This window comes from Segatella copri (assembly GCF_019249765.2).
GTDB classification, from domain to species: Bacteria; Bacteroidota; Bacteroidia; order Bacteroidales; family Bacteroidaceae; genus Prevotella; species Prevotella copri_K.
Genome location: NZ_CP152484.1, coordinates 1447832 through 1469345 on the forward strand (window position 1 = coordinate 1447832; position 21514 = coordinate 1469345).

Here is a 21514-nt window from a genome sequence, read left to right on the forward strand (position 1 = left end):
TGTAAACCCCTCAAAGTAAACATTAAACACTAAACATTAAACACTATATAATTTACTTGCGTACAATAGTCTGAGCACGGTCTGGACCGATAGAAATGATACCGATCTTAGTCTCAAGGAACTCTTCTATGAAAGCAATATAATCCTTGAACTCCTGTGGGAACTGATCTTCAGATGTGAACTTAGTCATATCTGTCTTCCAGCCCTTGAACTCCTTGTAAACTGGTTCAACATCATCGATTTCGTATGGGAAATCTGTTGTAACAGAACCATCCTTCAACTTATATGCCACGCAAGCCTTAACGGTATCGAAGCCATCGAGCACATCACTCTTCATCATGATAAGCTCAGTAACACCGTCCACCATGACAGAATACTTGAGCTGTACGAGGTCGCACCAGCCACAACGACGCTCACGACCAGTAACAGCACCATACTCATGACCGAGTTCACGGATCTTAGCACCTGTCTCATCGAAGAGCTCTGTAGGGAATGGACCTGCACCAACACGTGTACAGTAAGCCTTCATGATACCATAAACATTGCCGATACGGTTAGGACCGACACCTAAACCGGTGCAAGCACCTGCACAGATGGTATTAGAAGAAGTAACGAATGGATAAGAACCGAAATCAACATCGAGCATAGTACCCTGAGCACCCTCGCAGAGGATATCCTTGCCAGAACGGAGCACCTTATTGATTTCTACCTCGCTATCAATAAGTTTGAACTGCTTCAAGTATTCGATGCCCTCCATCCAGGTCTTCTCAACCTCTGTAATATCGAAGTCGGTATAACCGAGACTTGCGATGGTTTTGAGATGAGCAGCCTTGTGAGCAGCATACTTCTCCTCGAAATTGTCAAGGATATCGCCTACGCGAAGACCGGTACGGCTAACCTTGTCAGTATAAGTAGGACCGATACCCTTACCAGTAGTACCTACCTTGTTCTTTCCCTTAGAAGCCTCGATAGCAGCATCGAGTACACGGTGAGTAGGCATGATGAGATGTGCCTTCTTAGAGATGTAAAGACGGCTCTTCAAATCATGACCGCTCTTCTCAAGATCCTTAGCCTCACCCATAAAGAGGTCTGGAGCCAAAACCACGCCATTGCCGATGATGTTCACCTTACCACCCTGGAAAATACCAGAAGGGATAGAGCGAAGCACATACTTCTCGCCCTCAAACTCCAATGTATGTCCAGCATTAGGACCACCCTGGAAACGAGCAATGACATCATACTTAGGGGTCAACACGTCAACCACCTTACCTTTACCTTCATCGCCCCACTGCAAACCCAGCAGGACATCTACTTTACCTGTGTTCATTTTTTATCTTTTTATCTTGATACTTATTCTTTTTTGCGTTTGCGAGTCATCTTGCTTTGACAGCCGCTGCATACGCCATAGATGTAAAGAGCATAAGCATCTTTACGAAAGCGCTGCATCCTGATATCCTTCACAGCAGCCGTAACCTGCGGTGCTACAATTTCGGTTACCTTGCCACAAATCGTGCAAACCTGATGCACATGATTGTCCTCGCTATAACTGGCCTCATACTTGGTGCCGTCTGCCAGACTGTGCTTTACCACAAGCCTCAGTTCCAGGAACAGATGCAATGTGTTATAAAGCGTAGCCCTGCTTACGCGAAAATTCTTTTTCAGTAGCTCTCTGCCCAAATCTTCTATCGAGAAATGCTCTCCCATAGAATAAATGGTGTCGAGGATAGTGGAACGCTCCGGAGTGCGCCGGTGATGATTGCTCTCCATATAATTGTCCAAAACCTCATGAGCTTTTGCTAAAATTTCTTCACTCATAATCCTTGTTAGTTACATAAAACGCACAAAGATACTCATTATCTACGACATAGAACAATATTTAATTTTAAAAAATCTAAATTCGCCTCAATTCCTCATAGATACGCTGAACCGGAAGCCCCATCACATTAAAATAACTCCCCTTCAACCCCGTACAACCTATGTAGCCAATCCATTCCTGAATACCATAGGCGCCAGCTTTGTCAAACGGCTGATAATGATTTATATAATAACTGATTTCATCATCAGAAAGCGGTTTGAACGTCACTTCTGTTGTTACTGAAAAGGAACGCTGCTTATGCTGGGTAGTAAGACAAACACCTGTAACTACATGATGCGTCTTTCCGCTCAACATCTTCAGCATTCGTCTGGCATCTTCAGCATCACGAGGCTTCCCGAGAATGACTCCCTTTCCTTCCAGATCATTCTGTTCGCCAGCTGTTGGCGCAATCACAACCGTATCTGCTGTAAGAATCAAAGTTTCTGACTCGTCCAACTCTTCAACACTATTATTTCCGTTCAAAAGCGGACGGTAAGCCTCAGCCTTTTTCTTGCAGATGAATTCTGCCACCTGATAAGCATCGAGGTCAGCAGGATAACTTTCATCAATACCACTAATCACCTTCACCTCAAAAGGAATATCCAAACCTGCCAGAAGTTCCTTGCGACGAGGCGAATTACTCGCCAAAATGATCTTATAATTCATCTATTTTAAACCTTATTACTTTGAACTTTATGATTAAAATTCAGTTGCAAACTTTCTACTATAAACTATCAACTTTCAACTATTAACTAAATACTACCAGCCAAACGCCTTAGCATCTGAAAGCCATAAACCCTTGGCTCTCAGTACCTGTTCTACGACGTCACGTCCCACACCATCACCTCCGTTACAAGCCGAGATATAAGTAGAAATTTCTTTAATATCGGAGCATGCATCTGCTGGGCAACATGGACATCCGCAACGACGCATTATCTCATAATCAGGAATATCATCACCTACATATATTATTTCCTCATCTGTAATTGAGTATTTCTGCTTGAACTCCTCATAAGTCTTTATCTTTACAGAACACCCCATAAAGATATCCTCTACACCAAGATTTTCATAGCGTACCTGTATGGCATGAGAATTACCGCCTGTCAGAATTACGATACGAACACCTTTCTTCTGAGCCAACTGAATGGCATAGCCATCTTTGATATTAACAGTACGCAAAGGTTCGCCGGCACTGGAAAGCGTGATGGTCTGTCTTGACAGTACTCCATCAACATCAAAGATGATTGCTTTTATCTTATTTAAATCGTAATTTATCATATTTATTTCTGTTTCTAGAACTTAAATTACTAACTGCAAACTTAAACCGACAACCGTTTTATTTCTTGAAGTTGAATATACTTTTGCTCATCATTTCATAAATCTGCTGTAGTTCTGGCTGTTTTTCAAGAAGTTGCATTTGTTTCTCCATTACGTTCCGATCATCGCGAATAGCCGGTCCTGTCTGCACTTCAGCTGCCGAATGCGAAGAAGCCTTGTCCATAGTTTCCATAACCAGAGGACGGAGAACACTGCCAGGAATATGATGATTTTCGAGAATCTGCTGGCCTACAGCTACGCAATGATTCGCAAAATTACAAGCAAAAACAGCTGACAGGTGCAGATACTTACGATTATCAGAATCCAATTCATAGACACTACGAGAAATCTGTTCTGCCAACCTCTTAAGGAAAGAAGTTTCGAAAGCACCACATCCCTCAATGAAAATAGGAATATTTTCGAATGCAACCTTTTTATCTTTCGTAAATGTCTGCATCGGATAAAATACGCCATAATGACGGGCATAATCTTTGAAAACATCCATCGGCATGGAACCAGCTGTATGAACAAACATCTTATCTTCTCTTCCTTTGCACAGTTCAGGAATAAGCATTTCAAGCGCATCATCCTTCACTGAAACTATGTACAAATCTGCATCACAGACCACCTTACTCATCTCATTGACAGGCTCACAATTCACCTTCTCGGCCAATAGAGAGGCCGACTCCCTAGTTCTACTGAAAACTTGCACAATCTGATGTTCTGATTGCGATATTTCGAGCGCAAGATTGGTAGCAAGATTACCTGCCCCAATAAACACTATTTTCATACGTAATTTTGTTTAAAGTTCTACTTTTTATGCAAAAATACTAAAAAATAACGATAGAGGAGCCCTTTTTCTTGCTTTTTTATGATAAATTTATTATTTTTGCCTTCGTGAGAAAATATGATGTAGAAATATATGGTAAACTGGAAGAAATGCCGCATTTATTGGAAGGCGACTTTTTTCATAGCTTGGAGCTTTTTCAGATTCTTGAAAAAACACCCGGCATAACCCCTTTTATGGCTGTCGCCACACAGGAGAACAAGGTGGTAGGACAAATGCTCGTCATCCTCTATCACCGCAAATCTTTATTTCCACCTTATTTATATACGCACGCGCACGCGTATGGAGAGGGATTTTATGCACCCGATGCTGAACAGAATGCTATTTTCCCATTGTTACTCCGCAGCCTAACTATCCACTTACACAAACGACTCTGCTTTTACATCGAGTTCTCCCGAATGAGCAAAAAGATGCTGGGTTACCGGGAATTCAGAAAATTGGGCTATGTACCTATTGCCTGGCAAGAGATACATAACTCCCTACACAGCAAACTTCCCCAAGAGCGACTCTCAGACAAACAAATTGCTATGATTGAAAAAATGAAAAAAAAGGGAATAAGTTGTAGAGAGGCAACTTCACCCGAAGACATCCATCGTTATCACCAGTTGCTCAAAAATTATTATCGGCTGAAACTTCGCCGTTATGTTCCTGACGAAACATTCTTTCAGAAACTGAGTACAAGTAGTAATGCCAGAAACGTCATCATCACCTATAAGGACAAAGTGATTGGCGGCTATACCTGCATCTACAACCAAGGCAATGCCTTTCTTTGGTTTTCTGCATTCAAGAGAAAGACTTACATCCATCTGCATCCGGACACAATGACCATCTGGCAAGCACTCTCTGATGCACAGGAGCAGGATGCCCAACACCTCCACTTTATGGACGCAGGACTTCCGCTTAAGAGTAATCTCTACCGTGAATTCATTCTCGGTTTCGGAGGCAAACCTGTTACCAAGTTTCGCTGGTTCCGCTTCTATCCAAAAGTTATAAACCTGCTCCTCCACTGGCTATACAAGGATTAAGAAAAAGAGGTTCCGTGAGCCTATATAAAGCATCTCCGAAACCTCTTTCTCTTTTTAAGCGTAATTACACATACGCTCAAAAAGTACATTTTGTATATGAAAGCCAACGCCTCTACTCTTTCAAAGCACGGTCAAGCTGCTCCAAGCCGCGCTCTGTACAGAATCCACGAATCAGGCACAAAATATAATTGTCGTATATCTCCTGCATCGAATGAACACGATAGAGCTGATGATGCATGATTTCCTCCATCATCACATGTCCTATGTCCATAACAACATTGAAGTCTACATCCTTACGGAAAAGCCCCTCCTTGACACCAGCCTCAAAGAAACGCACACTCTCCTCCCGTTCATGAGCATGATTTTCCTGGAAGAATTTCACTACACGAGGCATCTTATGAACCTCCTCATAAAAAAGAACGCCCACCATCCCATTGCGCTCCATCTGCAATTTATAGACATAGCTGATAATATCTATCACATTCTTCGCTTGGGTCTTGGCGAAATTCTCTAACTTCGAACGATTTTCTTCTAGCTGACGCATCATACCAGCAAGCAACAATTCTTCTTTGTCACCAAAAATCTCGTACACAGTTCTCTTAGATACATGAAGTCCCTGTGAGATTTCATCCATCTTGACAGCTTTTACCCCACGCTTATAGAATTCAGGCATCGCATAAGAGATGATTCTGTCTTTCAGTTCTTGTCTATATTGATTGATTTCTGCCATTTTACTTGTTTGAAGACTATTTTTGTGCAAAGATACAAAAAAAATCAAAAAACCATTCTTTTTTACTAAGTTTTTTTGTACCTTTGCACAAACTTTTAAATTTCGTACGTAAAATCCACGAATATGAAAGAAAAATAAACTTTAAACCAATATATTGTTATGGTAAAAATTACAAAAGAGGCGGCTTTAAGTTATCACGAGACTGGCCGTCCTGGCAAGATTGAGGTTAAGCCAACAAAACCTTATCACACACAAACGGATCTGAGCCTTGCTTATTCTCCTGGCGTGGCATTCCCATGTCTTGAGATTCAGCAGAACCCAGACGATGCATACAAGTATACTGACAAGGGTAACCTGGTTGCTGTTATCAGTAATGGTACAGCAGTGCTCGGACTTGGCGATATCGGTGCCATGAGCGGAAAGCCAGTGATGGAAGGTAAGGGATTGCTTTTCAAGATTTACGGTGGTGTGGATGTCTTCGATATTGAAATCGATGAAAAAGACCCAGAAAAGTTCTGTGAAACCGTAGAGAAAATCGCTCCTACATTTGGTGGAATCAACTTGGAGGACATCAAGGCACCTCAATGTTTCTACATCGAGGAACGCCTGAAAAGAACTCTCGATATCCCTGTAATGCACGATGACCAGCATGGTACTGCTATCATCTCCGCAGCAGGTTTGAAGAACGCTCTTGAGGTAGCTGGCAAGAACATTGCCGATGTGAAGATTGTCGTAAATGGTGCTGGTGCAGCTGCTATCAGCTGTACAAAACTCTACGTAGCGCTCGGTGCACAGGTAAAGAACATCATTATGCTCGACTCTAAGGGTGTCATTACCAGCGACCGCGAAAATCTGACAGAGCAGAAAAAGCTCTTTGCAACAGACCGCCGCGATGTCCATACACTCGAAGAGGCTGTGAAAGGCGCCGATGTATTCGTAGGACTCAGCAAGGGTAACGTGCTCTCCAAGGATATGATTCGCTCTATGGCAGACAACCCTATCGTTTTCGCTCTTGCTAATCCAGTACCTGAGATCAGCTACGAGGACGCTATGGACAGCCGCCCTGACGTATTGATGTCAACTGGCCGTTCAGATTATCCTAACCAGATTAACAATGTAATCGGTTTCCCATACATCTTCCGTGGTGCACTCGATGTTCACGCCCGTGCTATCAACGAAGAAATGAAGATGGCTGCTGTTTATGCAATTGCCGATTTGGCTAAGCAGCCGGTTCCTGATGTAGTAAACGATGTTTACCACGTTAACGACCTAACATTCGGTCCTAAATACTTCATTCCGAAACCTGTAGATCCACGTTTGATTACAGAAGTTTCTGCTGCCGTAGCTAAGGCTGCAATGGAAAGTGGTGTGGCTCGCACCCCTATCACAGACTGGGAGAAGTACAAGCAGGATTTGCGCCAGCTGCTTGGTCAGGAGACCAAACTGACCCGCAAGCTCAACGATACAGCGCGCCTTCACCCACAGCGTGTAGTATTCGCTGAAGGTGGCAACCCAACTATGCTGAAGGCTGCAGTCCAGGCAAAGCAAGAGGGTATCTGCCAGCCAATCCTGTTGGGTAACCCTGACCGTCTGAACCGTGTTGCTAGCCGTTTGAAACTTGACCTTTCAGATATTGAGATTGTAGATATGCGTGCCGATAACGAACAGGGCCGCCGTGCTAAGTTTGCCAAGCATCTGGCAGAGAAGCGTGCTCGCGAGGGCTACAGCTTCGAGGAAGCTTATGATAAAATGTACGAGCGCAACTACTTCGGTATGTCAATGGTAGAACAGGGTGACGCTGACGCATTCATCACTGGTCTTTACACAAAGTACAGCAATACTATTAAGGTGGCAAAAGATGTAATTGGAATCCGTGAGCCATATAAGACTTTCGGTACCATGCATATCCTTAACACCCAGAAAGGTATTTATTATATCGCAGATACGCTCATCAACCGCCACCCAGACGAAGATGTGCTGATCGATGTTGCCAAGTTGTCTGCAGGTACAGTGAAGTTCTTCAACGAAGAGCCGGTTATGGCCATGTTAAGCTACTCTAACTTCGGTACAGACAATATTGGCTCACCTGTTAAGGTAAAGAAAGCCGTTGCTGAGATGCAGAAGGAGTTCCCAGAACTTGCTATCGATGGTGAGATGCAAGTAAACTATGCACTCAACAAGGATCTGCGCGACGAGAAGTACCCATTCTCCCGCCTCAAGGGCAAAGACGTCAACACTTTGGTGTTCCCTAACTTGAGTAGCGCCAATGGTGCATACAAACTTCTCCAGGGTTTGAATCCTGAAGCAGAGATTATCGGCCCTATCCAGATGGGATTGAATAAGCCTATCCACTTCACTGACTCAGAAAGTAGTGTACAGGATATCGTAAACATCACAGCAGTAGCTGTCATTGATGCTTACGTAGAGAAAATCAAGAAGCAGAAGTAATCACTTCTTTTTCCTGATTCGAACAAACAGAATAAGATAATAGTATTTTCCATAAACAGGTTGGCGCTTCTGCGCCAACCTGTTTTTATTTTCTCTACTTCACTACTCGTCTCGAAAGTTCGTCTCTTTATACTTTTGAAGATATCTAAACAAAAACAAAAAGAAAACAGAATTGCAATCGATTACACAGTTTTTCTTACTAAAATAAGTTAATTTATGCCCTTGTGCGCCCACACAATTAAATTACGACAAAAATAATCAAATAAATATTTGGTGATTTGAAAAAAATCGTGTATCTTTGCAGCCAGTTATCCTGAAAACAATCTTTTTACCTTAATGGAAACTAATACCTATTGAAGATTTGGAGCGGTAGCCTGTGAAGGTCATCGCTTTTTTCTTTTTATACACCTCCTCCATCAAATAGCATATAGCATATATTGTTCCCAAGAAGAAAGTATACAATTAAAAGGTAATATCACTTGAGTCGGAAGACTTGCTGACTGCAGTCAGCAGACCTGTCGACTATAGTGAGCAGACCTGCTGACTAGGCTCAGCAGAGCTGCTGACACTAGTCATAACTTTAACGAAGGTATCTTCTTGAACCTGAGAAGTCGTATCCTTAAACCTAAGAAGACATATCATTGAACCAGAGGAGACATATCATTGAACCAGAGGAAGTATATCATTGAACCAGAGGAGACGTATCATTGAGCCTAAGGAAGTATATTATTGAACCCAATAAAGAACATTATACTATTCACGAGTCCCTTATCTGGTAGCAAATAATCGGTATTCTTATAAAAAACAGGCTTTTCTGTTAAATCTTTCTAAAAAGCAATCTTTATTTCCCCAACATTTTGTTCATATCAAAGATAATTTGTAATTTTGCACCCCGAATGCTCATGGATTGGGCAAATGTTACAGAAAAGTTTAGTTCGAAGGGGCTCAAAGAAGATCCGGCACAATGCAGGACGCCTCCCGAAGAAACCCGTTTATATAATTAATTTAATGTACGCAATTGTAGAAATTAACGGTCAGCAGTTCAAGGCTGAGGAGGGCAAGAAGCTCTTCGTACATCACATCAAGGATGTTGAGGCAGGTCAGACTGTTGAGTTCGACAAGGTTTTGCTCGTTGACAAAGACGGCTCAATCACTGTCGGTGCACCAGCTGTAGAGGGTGCAAAAGTAGTAGTAGAAGTAGTGAACCCACTCGTAAAGGGTGACAAGGTAATCGTCTTCAAGATGAAGCGCCGCAAGGACTATCGCAAGAAGAACGGTCATCGTGCTCAGTTCACTGAAGTATCAATCAAATCTGTAATCGCTTAAAATTAGGAGGAATTAGAAAATGGCACATAAGAAAGGTGTTGGTAGTTCTAAGAACGGCCGTGAATCAGCTTCACAAAGATTAGGCGTTAAGATCTGGGGTGGTCAGAGCATCATCGCAGGTAACATCATCGTTCGCCAGCGTGGTAACAAGCACTTCCCAGGTGAGAATGTAGCTCAGGGTAAGGATGATACATTGTATGCTTTGGCAGATGGTATCGTTTACTTCCACAAGGGCCGCAAGGACAAGAGTACAGTTTCTGTTCTCTCTCCAGAGGTTTACGCTGAGAAGACCAAAAAAGCTGACGCTTAATTTTTAAAGTTTTAGAAAAAACTATTCCAAACAAACAACATAGAAGCCTGCTCATACCTAGAGCAGGCTTTCTTCGTTTATATAAGTTTTTAGGCACGGATTACACCACACCCCCTTTCTCTAAGCTCCTTAACCCTGTAAAACAACAAAAAAACTTTAATTCTACCCTTCCCTGTAAAAAAGTCAGCAATTTTTTACGCTATCACAAATATTTTTTGTACTTTTGCCTACAAATAGTAAATTATTTAATTAAAAGACATTTTATGCTTACACTTAAACTTATCAGTGAGGAAACTGAACGTGTAGTTAAGGGTCTCGAAAAGAAGCATTTTCCAAATGCTCGTGAGGCCGTAGAGAAAGTTTTGGAGTACGACAAGATTCGTCGTGAAGCTCAGCAGAAGTTGGATAACAACAAGCAGCAGGCTAACCAGTATGCTAAGCAGATTGGTGCCCTTATGAAGGAAGGTAAGAAAGAGGAAGCTGAGAGCGCAAAGGCTCAGGTAGCTATGCTCAAGGCAGACGCTAAGGCTCTTGAAGAGATCATGGAGAAAGCACAGAACGATATGACCAACCAGTTGCTCGAAATTCCTAACATCCCTTGCGAGCAGGTTCCTGAAGGTAAGGACGCAGCCGACAACGTTGTTGTGAAAGAAGGCGGCGAAAAGCCAAACCTCGGCGAGGATGCTCTCTGCCATTGGGATCTCTTGAAGAAGTATAATCTTGTAGACTTCGACCTCGGCGTTAAGATTACTGGCGCAGGTTTCCCTGTATATATCGGTAAGATGGCTCGTTTCCAGCGTGCGCTTGAGGCATTCTTCCTCGATGAGGCTCGCAAGAGCGGATATCTGGAGATTCAGCCTCCTTACGTAGTAAACGAGGACTCTGGTCGTGGTACCGGTCAGTTGCCTGACAAGGAAGGTCAGATGTATCATGCTAATCTGGATAATCTCTTCCTCATCCCTACTGCTGAGGTTCCTGTAACCAACATCTTCCGCGATGTTATTCTTGATGAGAAAGATCTCCCTATCAAGCGTTGTGCTTACTCAGCTTGTTTCCGTCGTGAAGCAGGTAGCTATGGTAAGGACGTTCGCGGTTTGAACCGCCTGCACCAGTTCGACAAGGTAGAGATTGTTCGCATCGATAAGCCAGGTCACTCTTACGAGAGTTTGAACGAGATGCTCGACCATGTTGAAGGTCTTTTGAAGAAGTTGGAATTGCCATACCATATCCTCCGTCTCTGCGGTGGTGATATGAGCTTCACCTCTTCTATCTGCTACGACTTCGAGACATGGAGTGCTGCACAGGGCCGCTGGTTGGAAGTTTCATCAGTATCTAACTTCGAGAGCTATCAGGCTAACCGTCTCCACTGCCGCTATCGCCATACAGATGACAAGAAGATTGAACTTTGCCACACATTGAATGGTTCAGCACTTGCCTTGCCACGTATCGTAGCAACCATCTTGGAGAACAATCAGACCCCAGAAGGAATCCGCGTACCTAAGGTATTGGTTCCATATTGCGGTTTCGAGATGCTTGATGACAAAAATTTCGATTAATTTGAAGTATCGGTAAGACTTTCAGTTTTTCTCGATTATACAAAACATTCGAAAAACAAAAATAACATATATTGTACGAGGATAACTTCGACTGCCACAAAGGTAGCCGATGTTATCCTTTTGCATTTTTATGTACCATGAAGCAAACTCTAAACAGCTAACCAGAAATATTAATATATCAGCATTAAGAATTTTAATAGCCCATGAACAAGATTATCAAGAAAGTACAATACTCAGAGAAAGTATTCCGCTTCGATGTAGAAGCACCGCTTATAGCCAAGAGCCGAAAGGCAGGTAACTTTGTTATCATCCGTGTAGACAACAACAGCGAGCGCATGCCGCTGACCATCGCAGATGCTGACATTGAGAAAGGAACCATCACGCTGGTTGTACAGAAGGTAGGTCTTTCATCTACCAAACTCTGTGCATTGAATGAAGGCGATGAGATTCACGATGTGGTGGGACCACTTGGAAATCCTACACATATCGAGAACTTCGGAACAGTCATTTGTGCCGGAGGTGGTGTAGGCGTAGCTCCTATGCTCCCTATCATCAAGGCACTGAAAGCCGCAGGAAACAGAGTCCTTTCCGTAATTGCGGGTAGGAACAAAGACCTCGTGATTATGGAAGATGAAGTGCGTGCATCTAGCGATGAACTCATCATCATGACCGATGACGGAAGTTACGGCGAGAAGGGTGTTGTAACCGTAGGAATCGAGAAGTTTATCAATCAGGAGCATATCGATAAGGTTTTCGCCATCGGTCCTCCTATCATGATGAAGTTCTGCTGTCTCCTGACCCAGAAATATAATCTTTCCACAGACGTTTCGCTCAATACCATCATGGTGGATGGAACCGGTATGTGCGGTGCCTGCCGCCTGACCATCGGTGGCAAGACCAAGTTTGTCTGCATCGACGGTCCTGAATTTGACGGCGCCCAGGTAGATTGGGACGAGATGTTCAAGCGCATGGGCACTTTCAAGGATGTTGAACGCGAAGAGATGGAACACTTCGAAGAGCACCTTGCAACTGTAGACGCAGGAAAGAAGAAAGAAACTACGGATGTAATCATGGACGTAGAACCTACAGATGCGAGCATCGAAGAGTTGACCGACCGTAACGCTGAGTGGCGCAAGGAGTTACGCGCTTCGATGAAAGCAAAAGAACGTACAGCTATAGAGCGCGTAAAGATGCCAGAGCTTGACCCTCTTTATCGTGCCACAACCCGTACGGAAGAGGTAAATATCGGTTTAACCAAGGAAATGGCTTTGACCGAAGCCAAGCGCTGTCTCGACTGTCCTAAGCCTACCTGTATGGAAGGTTGTCCGGTAAGCATCAACATTCCTTCCTTCATCAAGAATATTGAGCGGGGCCAGTTCCTTGCCGCAGCCAAGGTTTTAAAGAACACCTCTGCCCTACCTGCCGTTTGCGGACGAGTTTGTCCACAGGAAAAGCAATGTGAAAGCAAGTGCGTACATCTCAAGATGAACGAGCCTGCTGTAGCTATCGGATACCTGGAGCGTTTTGCTGCCGATTACGAACGCCAGAGTGGCAACATCTCTGTACCAAAGTGCGATGAACCTAATGGCATCAAGATAGCCGTAGTTGGTTCAGGACCTTCCGGATTGAGTTTTGCAGGCGATATGGCAAAGAAGGGATTCGATGTTACTGTTTTCGAAGCGCTTCACGAGATTGGCGGTGTATTGAAATATGGTATTCCGGAATTCCGTTTGCCTAATGCTATCGTAGATGTAGAGATTGAGAATCTCCAGAAGATGGGCGTAAAGTTTATTACAGACTGCATCGTAGGCAAGACCATTTCCGTAAAAGATCTGAAAGAACAAGGATTCAAGGGAATCTTCGTTGGCTCAGGTGCGGGTCTACCAAACTTCATGAATATTCCTGGAGAGAATGCCTTGAACATCATGTCTTCTAACGAATATCTTACCCGTGTAAACCTGATGGATGCAGCCAATCCTCATAGCGACACCCCTATCAACTTGGGTAAGAAGGTGGTTGTTGTAGGCGGCGGAAATACAGCTATGGACAGTTGCCGTACTGCAAAACGACTCGGAGCAGACGTAACCTTGGTATATCGCCGTTCGGAGGCAGAAATGCCAGCCCGACTCGAAGAAGTGAAGCATGCCAAGGAAGAAGGAATCAACTTCTTTACATTGCACAATCCTAAAGAATATGAGGCAGATGAGAAGGGCGCAGTAAAGGCTGTAGTTCTCGATGTGATGAAGCTTGGCGAACCTGATGCCAGCGGCCGTCGTCGTCCAGAAGCTACAGGCGAGACCATCACGCTGGAGTGCGACCAGGTAATTGTTGCCGTAGGAGTAAGTCCTAATCCACTCGTTCCACAGAGTATCGAAGGTTTGGAACTCGGCCGGAAGAACACCATTGCCGTAAACGACCAGATGCAGAGTTCCATCGAAGAAATCTACGCTGGCGGCGATATCGTACGAGGAGGAGCCACAGTAATTCTTGCCATGGGAGACGGCAGAAAGGCCGCTCTCAATATGAGCGAAAAATTATTGAATAAGAAATAAGAAAACGGGAAACAATAAAGGGCAGCCATGCATCACGCAGACTGCCCTTTCCTTTTCTCGTATGTAATGTTATAAAATGAAATGTAGTTCGTACATATATTTATTAATAATTGGACTCAAACACTATTTCAGATTAATACGGAGTCCGAACTGGAGATTAAAATTCCACTTCTTATCTTTAAACGTATTTTCTATTTCGCTGCCATTATCAAAATAATATTTTGCACCTGGCTCAATATAGAAGCCCACTTGTGGTGTAACATCATACTGTGCACCAAGCGAAGCCTTACCCGAGAACTGAACGCCATCACGTTTCACGTCCTCTTTATGACCAGAAACCTTTGTATCATTCTTTACGTTGAAATCGGCTTCTCCACCCGCCATTACGTACGCATGAAAGCCTCCCGTGCTCCAAACCTCATAGTTTAAACCAAGTGGAACACCCACATAATGCAAAACCTGATGTGTATCAAATTCTGAAACACCATAAGATTTGAAATCAGAAGCAACACGCGTATAAACGACACCGGTACTCAAAGACAAACGGGGCGCAAGTCCGATACCAACCTGAGCACCTATAGCCAAAGGAGCATGATGTTTCGCTTCAACATATTTCGGTATTGCATATCTTAAAGGAGAAGCAGCAGCCAGGAAAACACCATGATCAGCAAAGCCGCCACCAGCAAGAGGATCTGAAGACGCATACATGCCGTTTGACATTCCATCACTGCCAGAGCCCAGACTTACATTCTCTGCATACAGGTTCATGGTCCAGTTCTGTTCATGCTTGTCCTTATAACTGCGTTCAAAATGACCATCCTGCGCCCTACCTGCATAAAGCTTCTGCCCACTATCTGCTTCCAACGGCTTGGTTGCATGATTAGGAGAAACTGCCATCTGTCTTTCAGAATCCTCATTTTGCTTTTGCAAAACAGATAATTCCCGACCATTTACCTCTGCATTAACAGACTGTTCTGGCATTTCTACCTCTGCTGCAAGCATTACTTCATTATCAGCAGCAACAGTCCGCTCCTGGAAAGAGACAGAAGATTTACTATGGTTCAATTGACGCCCCGATGAATGGCGATTCACCTGATGTGCAGATGCATTGTTTTCAGCAAGCAAGATAGCATTTTTACTTCCTGCCGATTGTGCTTCTGCACGGACAGCAGAAGAAGTCCTGCTTGAACCTGGTGCTGTAGAGAAAGAACTCTGAACAGCTAAGTTAGCCTGTCCCGGTTCATCATCATGCAGATAAACATAACTGCCTCCTACTCCCAATAAAGCAATCGCTGCAGCTACTGACCATCTTTTCAAGACAACATAACGAGTCTGTGGTCTCTTTTTTACATCAGTTTCCTCATCACCAACCTTTTTAGACTGAGCAAGCGATTGTTCTATCTCAGCCCACATGTCGTGGCTGACAGGCTCTTGGTAGTCTGCCAACTGATCTCGAAGTTTATTTGTCCAATCGTTACTCATTACTTTTCTCATTTATATGATTCAACTCTTTATTATCACTACAATCTGCCTGGCTCAGATAATCTTTCACCTTTTTGCCCAACAGCTTTTTCGCCCGCAAATATTGTGAAGCAGAACTGCTTTCTTTGATGCCTAACAGCTGTGCAATTTCTTTATGGCTTTTCTGTTCAAAAACAAACATGTTAAGAACCAGTCTGTACCCATCAGGCAATTCTCCTATCATTCTAGTCAGTTCTGCAGGCGGAACACTTTCTACTTCAGGCTCTTCATCCTCAATATCATCGGGAACTTCGTCCACGATAGTGAAGCGCTTTTGCTGCCTTACAAAGTTGACAGCTTCATTTGTCACTATCCGCAAAAGCCAAGCCTGAAGAGCACCCTCACCCCGATATTCAAACTTTGAAATGCCGGAAAAGACTTTTATAAAACTATCTTGCACTACATCCTCAGCATCATCGCGCATAGGGACATACCTCAGCGCTACGGCCATGGCATACCCCACATAGCGTTCGTACAATCTGTGCATGGCTGCCCGACTGCCGCTATTGATGTCGTCTAAGAGTTTCTTTTCCGATTCCAATTTCAAATCCTTTTTAAAGATTAAACGATATAAAGAGAAAACCTTGCATCAAAAATGAACTTTTTTTTTGATGCAAGGCATTTTTTTTATATTTCTATATTATTCTATAGAGAACACTTTACCTTCCTGAGTAAGATAACTTTCCGTAAACACCTCTTTAGCTTCATTCAACAATACCTCTTCATTATTATATCTTGCACTATAATGTCCCAGAAGAAGTTTGCCTACACCCGCATTTCTGGCTATAGTTGCTGCCTGTCGAGCCGTACTGTGATAATAGAGTTTAGCCCTGTCCTCATTCTCCGAAGTATAGGTGCTCTCATGATAAAGCACCGTAACCCCCTTTACCTTTTCTGCCAACCCCGGAACAAACCGGGTATCACTGCAATAAGCATAACTGCGGGGAGTAGCGGCAGGCTTTACCAATCTGGCATTAGGTATTACATCCCCCTCCTTCGTAGTCCAGTCAGCTCCATTCTTGATGTTATTAATCTGGCTTACAGGAATCTCGTAATAATCTATCATATCACGACGGATATGAGGCAATGTCGGTTTCTCTCTGAAAATGTAACCACAACAAGGCACACGATGCTGCAGAGGAACGGTTTCTACGGTTACAGAATGATCTTCATATACTACTTGCGACTTCTCGGTATCTACAGGAACAAATTCGATTTCATATTCCATTCCCTGCATGAAGAAATCTATCTGACGCTTAAATAAATCTTCGTAACTTTCTGGCGCATATACCTTTAACTTAGCCGTTCTGCCCAGCATGCCTAAGGTAGAAAGAAGTCCCAGCAAGCCAAAGCAATGGTCACCATGAAGATGCGAAATAAAGATAGCATTTATCTTAGCAAAGTGAACATGAGTGCGACGGAACTGCATCTGGGCACCCTCTCCACAATCCATCATAAAGCATTTGCCACGCATCTCAATAATCTGGGCCGAGGCACTATGCTGAAGGGTGGGCAAAGCACTGCCACACCCCAATATATGTACTTTAAATGGTTCCAAAACTAAATCATAATTTACAGGTTCAACATGATGACCTTACTCTTGGCGCTTGAAAACAAAGATACCCTGAGTGTTCTCCAACATAAGACTGTCAGAACCCAACTTGTCAATGGCAAAAGTATCCTTATTCAGCAAAAGTTTACCATTGAGTATCTTCCAGCTAGTCCAAGGATTAGTTTCAGCCTTCACATTATTCTTCACCTCTCCACCTTCCAAGATATCAAAATTCTTATCCAGAGAAGTCCATTTACCCAAGAGGGATGTCAGGTTGATAATCTTCTGGGCCATCATCTCTCCATCCTCTGCCTTATAACCGATAAGAGCAATACGGTCGCCAGCCAGCAATCCTCCCTGAACAACATCAGGATTCTCATCGTCAATAAACACCGAAAGGGTGTCACCATCATCAGAAATCAGCTCCAGGCTATGCATAGAGGTTCCCTCACCGCATACACCATAGATGGTAGAATCGTTCATTGCATCCTCTACCTCTACCGAATCTGCTGCACTGATAACAGGAACATTATTTTTGTTCTTACAACTGTTGGCAGCGAAAAGCGCCACCAAAGCTATTGTTACATAAACTAATTTCTTCATAACACTTTTGTTTTTATTATTATATTGATGAGTCGATAAGATTATCTGATTCACCGTTATTTATCATCCTTTTTCTCCTGAAGTTTTGCTTCATTCCATAGTTTATCCATTTCTTCTAAGCTCATATCTTTCAAGTTTTTACCTTGCTTTAAGCTATGATCTTCTACGTAGTTGAAACGGCGGATAAATTTCTGGTTGGTTTTCTCCAGCGCATTATCCGGATTGAGTTTATAGAGACGTGCTGCATTGATTACAGAGAAGATGAAATCGCCCAATTCCTGGGTAGAATTCTCTTTGTCGCCTTTAGCCAGTTCCACCTTGAGTTCTTCCAGTTCCTCCTGCACTTTGTCCCACACATCTTCTTTTTCTTTCCAGTCGAAGCCTACATTTCTAGCCTTGTCCTGAATGCGATAAGCCTTGATAAGAGACGGAAGAGAATTAGGGACACCGCTCAACACCCGCTCATTTCCATCCTTCTCCTGCTGCTTGATCTGTTCCCAGGTTTTCTCAACAGAAGTAGCAGTTTTCGGCTTGCTGCCGCCAAGAGCCAAGGTTTCTTCCGAACTGGCAGTTCCAGCCTTCCCGGTTTCTGCTTCTTCAGACTCTCTATATATCACCTGTCCCTCATCGTTGATATACATATCAGGATTCGAAACCGTCCAATTTCCTTCCTCCTTCCAATTGATGAAAGGATGGCGGAACATCAATTTATCTGCCTCCTGATTGCAAACATCACAGATATCGAACTCGCCGTCTTCTCTGCCGATGATGCTATAGAACATCACGTGCTCCAACACATCGCCCAACTCCTTCTTGATATCTTTGTAATCGCGCTTCATCAAGGCGTCACAAAGCTCGAAAGTCTCCTCGATCGTATTCGGACGAAGACTCTCGAATGTCTGCTTTTTATCCCATGGACACTGCAGGCGCAAACGGTCCTGCACATCCAGCAAGCGGCTGAACGCCGCCAGTTTTTCTTCTTTCGTATGTCCTTTTCCTGTATTACTAACCATCGTTTTGTGCAAAAATTAATAATTTTGATGCAAAGATAGTATTTTTCGCCCAAAAATTAGTATCTTTGCACCGTTTTTTAAAGAAAAAGAAAGAAAAAGAATAAAAATTAGATATAAACAATGGAATTAGCAAGTAAATACGATCCACAAGCAGTGGAAAGTAAATGGTATCAGTACTGGCTCGACAACAAGCTTTTCAGCTCTAAGCCAGATGGTCGTGAACCTTATACAGTGGTTATCCCTCCACCAAACGTAACGGGTGTGCTCCACATGGGACACATGCTCAACAATACTATCCAGGATATTCTCGTTCGCCGTGCTCGCATGGAGGGCAAGAACGCATGTTGGGTACCAGGTACCGACCATGCCAGTATCGCTACCGAGGCTAAGGTGGTTAACCGCCTCGCTCAGCAGGGCATCAAGAAGACCGACCTTACCCGCGAGGAGTTCCTCAAGCACGCTTGGGACTGGACTCACGAGCATGGTGGCATCATCCTCAAGCAGCTCCGCAAACTCGGTGCCAGCTGCGACTGGGACCGCACAGCATTCACCATGGACGAGACCCGCTCTCGTGCCGTCATCCACGTATTCTGCGACCTGTACAAGAAGGGTCTCATCTATCGTGGCGTGCGCATGGTTAACTGGGACCCTAAGGCTCAGACTGCGCTCTCTGACGAGGAGGTTATCTACAAGGACGAGCACTCTAAGCTCTACCACTTGAAGTATTATGTAGTAGAGCAGGACTGCCAGCAGGTGGATGAGGAGAACGTGATACACAAGGATGAGAAGGGATACTATGCAGTAGTAGCAACCACCCGTCCTGAGACCATCATGGGCGACTCTGCCATGTGTATCAACCCAGAGGATAAGAAGAATACCTGGCTGAAGGGTAAGCACGTAATCGTTCCTCTCGTAAACCGCGAGATTCCTGTCATCGAGGATACATACGTAGATATCGAGTTCGGTACTGGTTGCTTGAAGGTAACTCCAGCTCACGATATCAACGACCACGCCCTCGGTTTGAAGCACGGTTTGGAGACCATCGATATCTTCAACGACAACGGTACCATCAGCGAGGCAGCAGGTCTCTATGTAGGTATGGACCGCATGGACGTGCGCAAGCAGATTTCCATCGACCTTCAGAACGCCGGTCTGATGGAGAAGATTGAGGACTATAATAATAAGGTGGGCTTCTCTGAGCGTACCAATGTGCCTATCGAGCCAAAGCTCTCTACACAGTGGTTCCTCAAGATGCAGCACTTTGCTGACATCGCCCTTCCTCCAGTAATGGACGATGATATCGAGTTCTATCCTAAGAAGTACAAGAACACCTATCGCCACTGGTTGGAGAACATCAAGGACTGGTGTATCAGCCGTCAGCTCTGGTGGGGTCACCGCATCCCTGCCTACTATTTCGACAATGCCGGCAAGAAGGATTTCGTGGTAGCTGAGACTGCAGAGGAGGCTCTGAAACTCGCTCAGGAGAAGAATGCCAACATCAAGGCAGAGGATCTTGAGCAGGAGAGCGACTGCCTCGACACCTGGTTCTCTTCATGGTTGTGGCCTATCTCTCTGTTTGATGGTATCGAGCATCCTGACAATGAGGAGATCAACTACTACTACCCTACTTCCGACCTCGTAACTGGTCCGGATATCATCTTCTTCTGGGTAGCACGTATGATCATGGCTGGCTACGAGTATCGTGGCAAGATGCCATTCAAGCACGTATATTTCACAGGTATCGTTCGCGATAAGCTCGGCCGCAAGATGAGCAAGAGCCTCGGTAACTCACCTGACCCATTGGTTCTGATTGACAAGTTTGGTGCCGATGGTGTTCGTATGGGTATGATGCTCAGCGCTCCTGCCGGCAACGACATCCTCTTCGACGAGAGCCTCTGCGAGCAGGGACGTAACTTCAACAATAAGATCTGGAATGCCTTCCGCCTCGTGAAGGGTTGGGAGACTGCAGATATCGAGCAGCCTAAGAGTGCAGAAATCGCCGTGAAGTGGTTTGATGCCAAGCTCAAGGAGGTGAACGAGGAGATGCAGAAGCAGTTTAAGGACTACCGTATCTCTGAGGCATTGATGACTGTATATAAGCTGTTCTGGGATGAGTTCTCATCCTGGTACCTGGAGATGGTGAAGCCAGCTTACGGCCAGCCTATCGACCAGAAGAGCTACGATGCTACCCTCCGTTTCTTCGATGCACTTCTGAAGATGTTGCATCCATTCATGCCATTCATCACCGAGGAGTTGTGGCAGCACATCTACGACCGCAAGGATGGCGAGAGCATCATGCGCGAGAAGCTGGAGATTCCTGCACCTACAGCCGAGGAGCAGAAGTTGGCAGCCGACATAGAGGCTGTGAAGCAGATTATCGCCGGTGTTCGTACCGTTCGCAACCAGAAGAACATTGCCCAGAAGGAGCAGTTGTCTCTCCAGGTAGTAGGCAAGAACGATTTCGAGGCTTACAACGACGTAACTCTGAAGATGGCGAACCTTGATAAGATTGAGGTCATCGCTGAGAAGAGTGCCGATGCATCAAGCTTCATGGTAGGTACCGACGAGTTTGCCGTACCATTGGGCGACCTGATCGACGTTGCTGCCGAGATTGAGAAGGCAGAGGCTCAGCTCAAGCACTTGGAAGGCTTCCTGATGGGCGTACGCAAGAAGCTCAGCAACGAGAACTTCGTAGCTCACGCACCTGAGAAGGTAGTAGCTCTGGAGCGCAAGAAGGAAAGCGACTCTGTTGAGAAGATTGCTGCCCTCAAGGCAACCATCGAGGAACTCAAGAAGAAATAATAGTATTATATTTAATGTTGAATGTTGAGTGTAGAATGTTGAATTAGTCAAGCTGAT

General features: G+C 44.4%; 18 protein-coding genes. 7 read left to right on the plus strand and 11 right to left on the minus strand.

The features are described 5' to 3' along the window. Window positions 1-52: 52 nt before the first annotated feature. From KUA46_RS06575 to KUA46_RS06595, 5 genes are all read right to left on the minus strand, one after another. The gene (locus KUA46_RS06575; RefSeq protein ID WP_022121878.1) at window positions 53-1327 is read right to left on the minus strand and encodes an adenylosuccinate synthase; all 1275 of its coding nucleotides are present in this window, start codon (window positions 1325-1327) and stop codon (window positions 53-55) included. A 23-nt stretch (window positions 1328-1350) separates the two neighbouring features. Beyond that, complete coding sequence (locus tag KUA46_RS06580) at window positions 1351-1815, minus strand: Fur family transcriptional regulator (RefSeq protein ID WP_022121879.1); 465 nt, start codon at window positions 1813-1815, stop codon at window positions 1351-1353. Window positions 1816-1891: 76 nt separating this feature from the next. Next, complete coding sequence (locus KUA46_RS06585) at window positions 1892-2521, minus strand: Maf-like protein (protein WP_153114311.1); 630 nt, start codon at window positions 2519-2521, stop codon at window positions 1892-1894. 93 nt (window positions 2522-2614) lie between these two features. Beyond that, window positions 2615-3133 carry a KdsC family phosphatase gene (locus KUA46_RS06590; protein WP_022121881.1) on the minus strand — a complete coding sequence of 173 codons (519 nt, stop codon included), beginning with the start codon at window positions 3131-3133 and terminating at the stop codon, window positions 2615-2617. Window positions 3134-3191: 58 nt separating this feature from the next. Beyond that, window positions 3192-3962 (minus strand): Rossmann-like and DUF2520 domain-containing protein, encoded by a 771-nt coding sequence (locus KUA46_RS06595; protein ID WP_218487175.1) that lies wholly within the window; start codon window positions 3960-3962, stop codon window positions 3192-3194. A gap of 596 nt (window positions 3963-4558) precedes the next feature. Here KUA46_RS06595 and KUA46_RS06600 point away from each other — a divergent pair. Further along, window positions 4559-5044, plus strand: coding sequence for a GNAT family N-acetyltransferase (locus KUA46_RS06600; RefSeq protein ID WP_256625046.1), 486 nt, complete (start codon window positions 4559-4561; stop codon window positions 5042-5044). A 112-nt stretch (window positions 5045-5156) separates the two neighbouring features. Here KUA46_RS06600 and KUA46_RS06605 read toward each other — a convergent pair whose 3' ends face one another. After that, complete coding sequence (locus tag KUA46_RS06605; protein ID WP_117692418.1) at window positions 5157-5774, minus strand: TetR/AcrR family transcriptional regulator; 618 nt, start codon at window positions 5772-5774, stop codon at window positions 5157-5159. 159 nt (window positions 5775-5933) lie between these two features. On the opposite strand from KUA46_RS06605, the gene KUA46_RS06610 reads away from it, so the two are divergent. The 5 genes from KUA46_RS06610 (at window position 5934) to KUA46_RS06630 (ending at window position 13966) form a co-directional block, all read left to right on the plus strand. Next, entirely contained in the window at window positions 5934-8222 is a 2289-nt protein-coding gene (locus tag KUA46_RS06610; RefSeq protein WP_218487173.1) for an NADP-dependent malic enzyme, read from the plus strand. A gap of 1008 nt (window positions 8223-9230) precedes the next feature. Beyond that, complete coding sequence (gene rplU, locus KUA46_RS06615; RefSeq protein WP_006848683.1) at window positions 9231-9548, plus strand: 50S ribosomal protein L21; 318 nt, start codon at window positions 9231-9233, stop codon at window positions 9546-9548. Window positions 9549-9567: 19 nt separating this feature from the next. Further along, window positions 9568-9858 (plus strand): 50S ribosomal protein L27, encoded by a 291-nt coding sequence (gene rpmA / locus KUA46_RS06620; RefSeq protein WP_006848684.1) that lies wholly within the window; start codon window positions 9568-9570, stop codon window positions 9856-9858. Between the two features lie 263 nt (window positions 9859-10121). Continuing rightward, window positions 10122-11414, plus strand: a complete 1293-nt coding sequence (serS, locus tag KUA46_RS06625; protein WP_218487172.1) for a serine--tRNA ligase — start codon at window positions 10122-10124, stop codon at window positions 11412-11414. Between the two features lie 203 nt (window positions 11415-11617). Beyond that, the gene (locus KUA46_RS06630) at window positions 11618-13966 is read left to right on the plus strand and encodes a bifunctional dihydroorotate dehydrogenase B NAD binding subunit/NADPH-dependent glutamate synthase (RefSeq protein ID WP_218487171.1); all 2349 of its coding nucleotides are present in this window, start codon (window positions 11618-11620) and stop codon (window positions 13964-13966) included. A 123-nt stretch (window positions 13967-14089) separates the two neighbouring features. Here the strand turns inward: KUA46_RS06630 and KUA46_RS06635 are convergent, their stop codons facing one another. From KUA46_RS06635 to mazG, 5 genes are all read right to left on the minus strand, one after another. Next, the gene (locus tag KUA46_RS06635; protein ID WP_218487170.1) at window positions 14090-15448 is read right to left on the minus strand and encodes a hypothetical protein; all 1359 of its coding nucleotides are present in this window, start codon (window positions 15446-15448) and stop codon (window positions 14090-14092) included. Next, window positions 15441-16034: an RNA polymerase sigma factor gene (locus KUA46_RS06640; RefSeq protein WP_218487169.1), complete on the minus strand. Its 594-nt coding sequence runs from the start codon at window positions 16032-16034 to the stop codon at window positions 15441-15443. Before KUA46_RS06640 ends, KUA46_RS06635 begins: the two co-directional genes overlap by 8 nt. Window positions 16035-16127: 93 nt before the next feature. Next, window positions 16128-17045, minus strand: a complete 918-nt coding sequence (locus tag KUA46_RS06645; RefSeq protein ID WP_218487168.1) for a ribonuclease Z — start codon at window positions 17043-17045, stop codon at window positions 16128-16130. A 36-nt stretch (window positions 17046-17081) separates the two neighbouring features. Then, on the minus strand, window positions 17082-17642 hold the full coding sequence (locus tag KUA46_RS06650) for a hypothetical protein (RefSeq protein WP_022121891.1): 561 nt from the start codon (window positions 17640-17642) through the stop codon (window positions 17082-17084). Between the two features lie 56 nt (window positions 17643-17698). Beyond that, on the minus strand, window positions 17699-18655 hold the full coding sequence (gene mazG, locus KUA46_RS06655; protein WP_218487167.1) for a nucleoside triphosphate pyrophosphohydrolase: 957 nt from the start codon (window positions 18653-18655) through the stop codon (window positions 17699-17701). Between the two features lie 120 nt (window positions 18656-18775). On the opposite strand from mazG, the gene KUA46_RS06660 reads away from it, so the two are divergent. Further along, window positions 18776-21457 carry a valine--tRNA ligase gene (locus tag KUA46_RS06660; protein WP_153084841.1) on the plus strand — a complete coding sequence of 894 codons (2682 nt, stop codon included), beginning with the start codon at window positions 18776-18778 and terminating at the stop codon, window positions 21455-21457. The last annotated feature ends 57 nt before the right edge of the window (window positions 21458-21514 follow it).

Excerpts from the sequence above, each read along its gene's own strand:
- KUA46_RS06575 (WP_022121878.1), bottom strand. The coding sequence starts at position 1,327 with ATGAACACAGGTAAAGTAGATGTCCTGCTGGGTTTGCAGTGGGGCGAT.
- KUA46_RS06580 (WP_022121879.1), bottom strand. The coding sequence starts at position 1,815 with ATGAGTGAAGAAATTTTAGCAAAAGCTCATGAGGTTTTGGACAATTAT.
- KUA46_RS06585 (WP_153114311.1), bottom strand. The coding sequence starts at position 2,521 with ATGAATTATAAGATCATTTTGGCGAGTAATTCGCCTCGTCGCAAGGAA.
- KUA46_RS06590 (WP_022121881.1), bottom strand. The coding sequence starts at position 3,133 with ATGATAAATTACGATTTAAATAAGATAAAAGCAATCATCTTTGATGTT.
- KUA46_RS06595 (WP_218487175.1), bottom strand. The coding sequence starts at position 3,962 with ATGAAAATAGTGTTTATTGGGGCAGGTAATCTTGCTACCAATCTTGCG.
- KUA46_RS06600 (WP_256625046.1), top strand. The coding sequence starts at position 4,559 with ATGAAAAAAAAGGGAATAAGTTGTAGAGAGGCAACTTCACCCGAAGAC.
- KUA46_RS06605 (WP_117692418.1), bottom strand. The coding sequence starts at position 5,774 with ATGGCAGAAATCAATCAATATAGACAAGAACTGAAAGACAGAATCATC.
- KUA46_RS06610 (WP_218487173.1), top strand. The coding sequence starts at position 5,934 with ATGGTAAAAATTACAAAAGAGGCGGCTTTAAGTTATCACGAGACTGGC.
- rplU (WP_006848683.1), top strand. The coding sequence starts at position 9,231 with ATGTACGCAATTGTAGAAATTAACGGTCAGCAGTTCAAGGCTGAGGAG.
- rpmA (WP_006848684.1), top strand. The coding sequence starts at position 9,568 with ATGGCACATAAGAAAGGTGTTGGTAGTTCTAAGAACGGCCGTGAATCA.
- serS (WP_218487172.1), top strand. The coding sequence starts at position 10,122 with ATGCTTACACTTAAACTTATCAGTGAGGAAACTGAACGTGTAGTTAAG.
- KUA46_RS06630 (WP_218487171.1), top strand. The coding sequence starts at position 11,618 with ATGAACAAGATTATCAAGAAAGTACAATACTCAGAGAAAGTATTCCGC.
- KUA46_RS06635 (WP_218487170.1), bottom strand. The coding sequence starts at position 15,448 with ATGAGTAACGATTGGACAAATAAACTTCGAGATCAGTTGGCAGACTAC.
- KUA46_RS06650 (WP_022121891.1), bottom strand. The coding sequence starts at position 17,642 with ATGAAGAAATTAGTTTATGTAACAATAGCTTTGGTGGCGCTTTTCGCT.
- mazG (WP_218487167.1), bottom strand. The coding sequence starts at position 18,655 with ATGGTTAGTAATACAGGAAAAGGACATACGAAAGAAGAAAAACTGGCG.
- KUA46_RS06660 (WP_153084841.1), top strand. The coding sequence starts at position 18,776 with ATGGAATTAGCAAGTAAATACGATCCACAAGCAGTGGAAAGTAAATGG.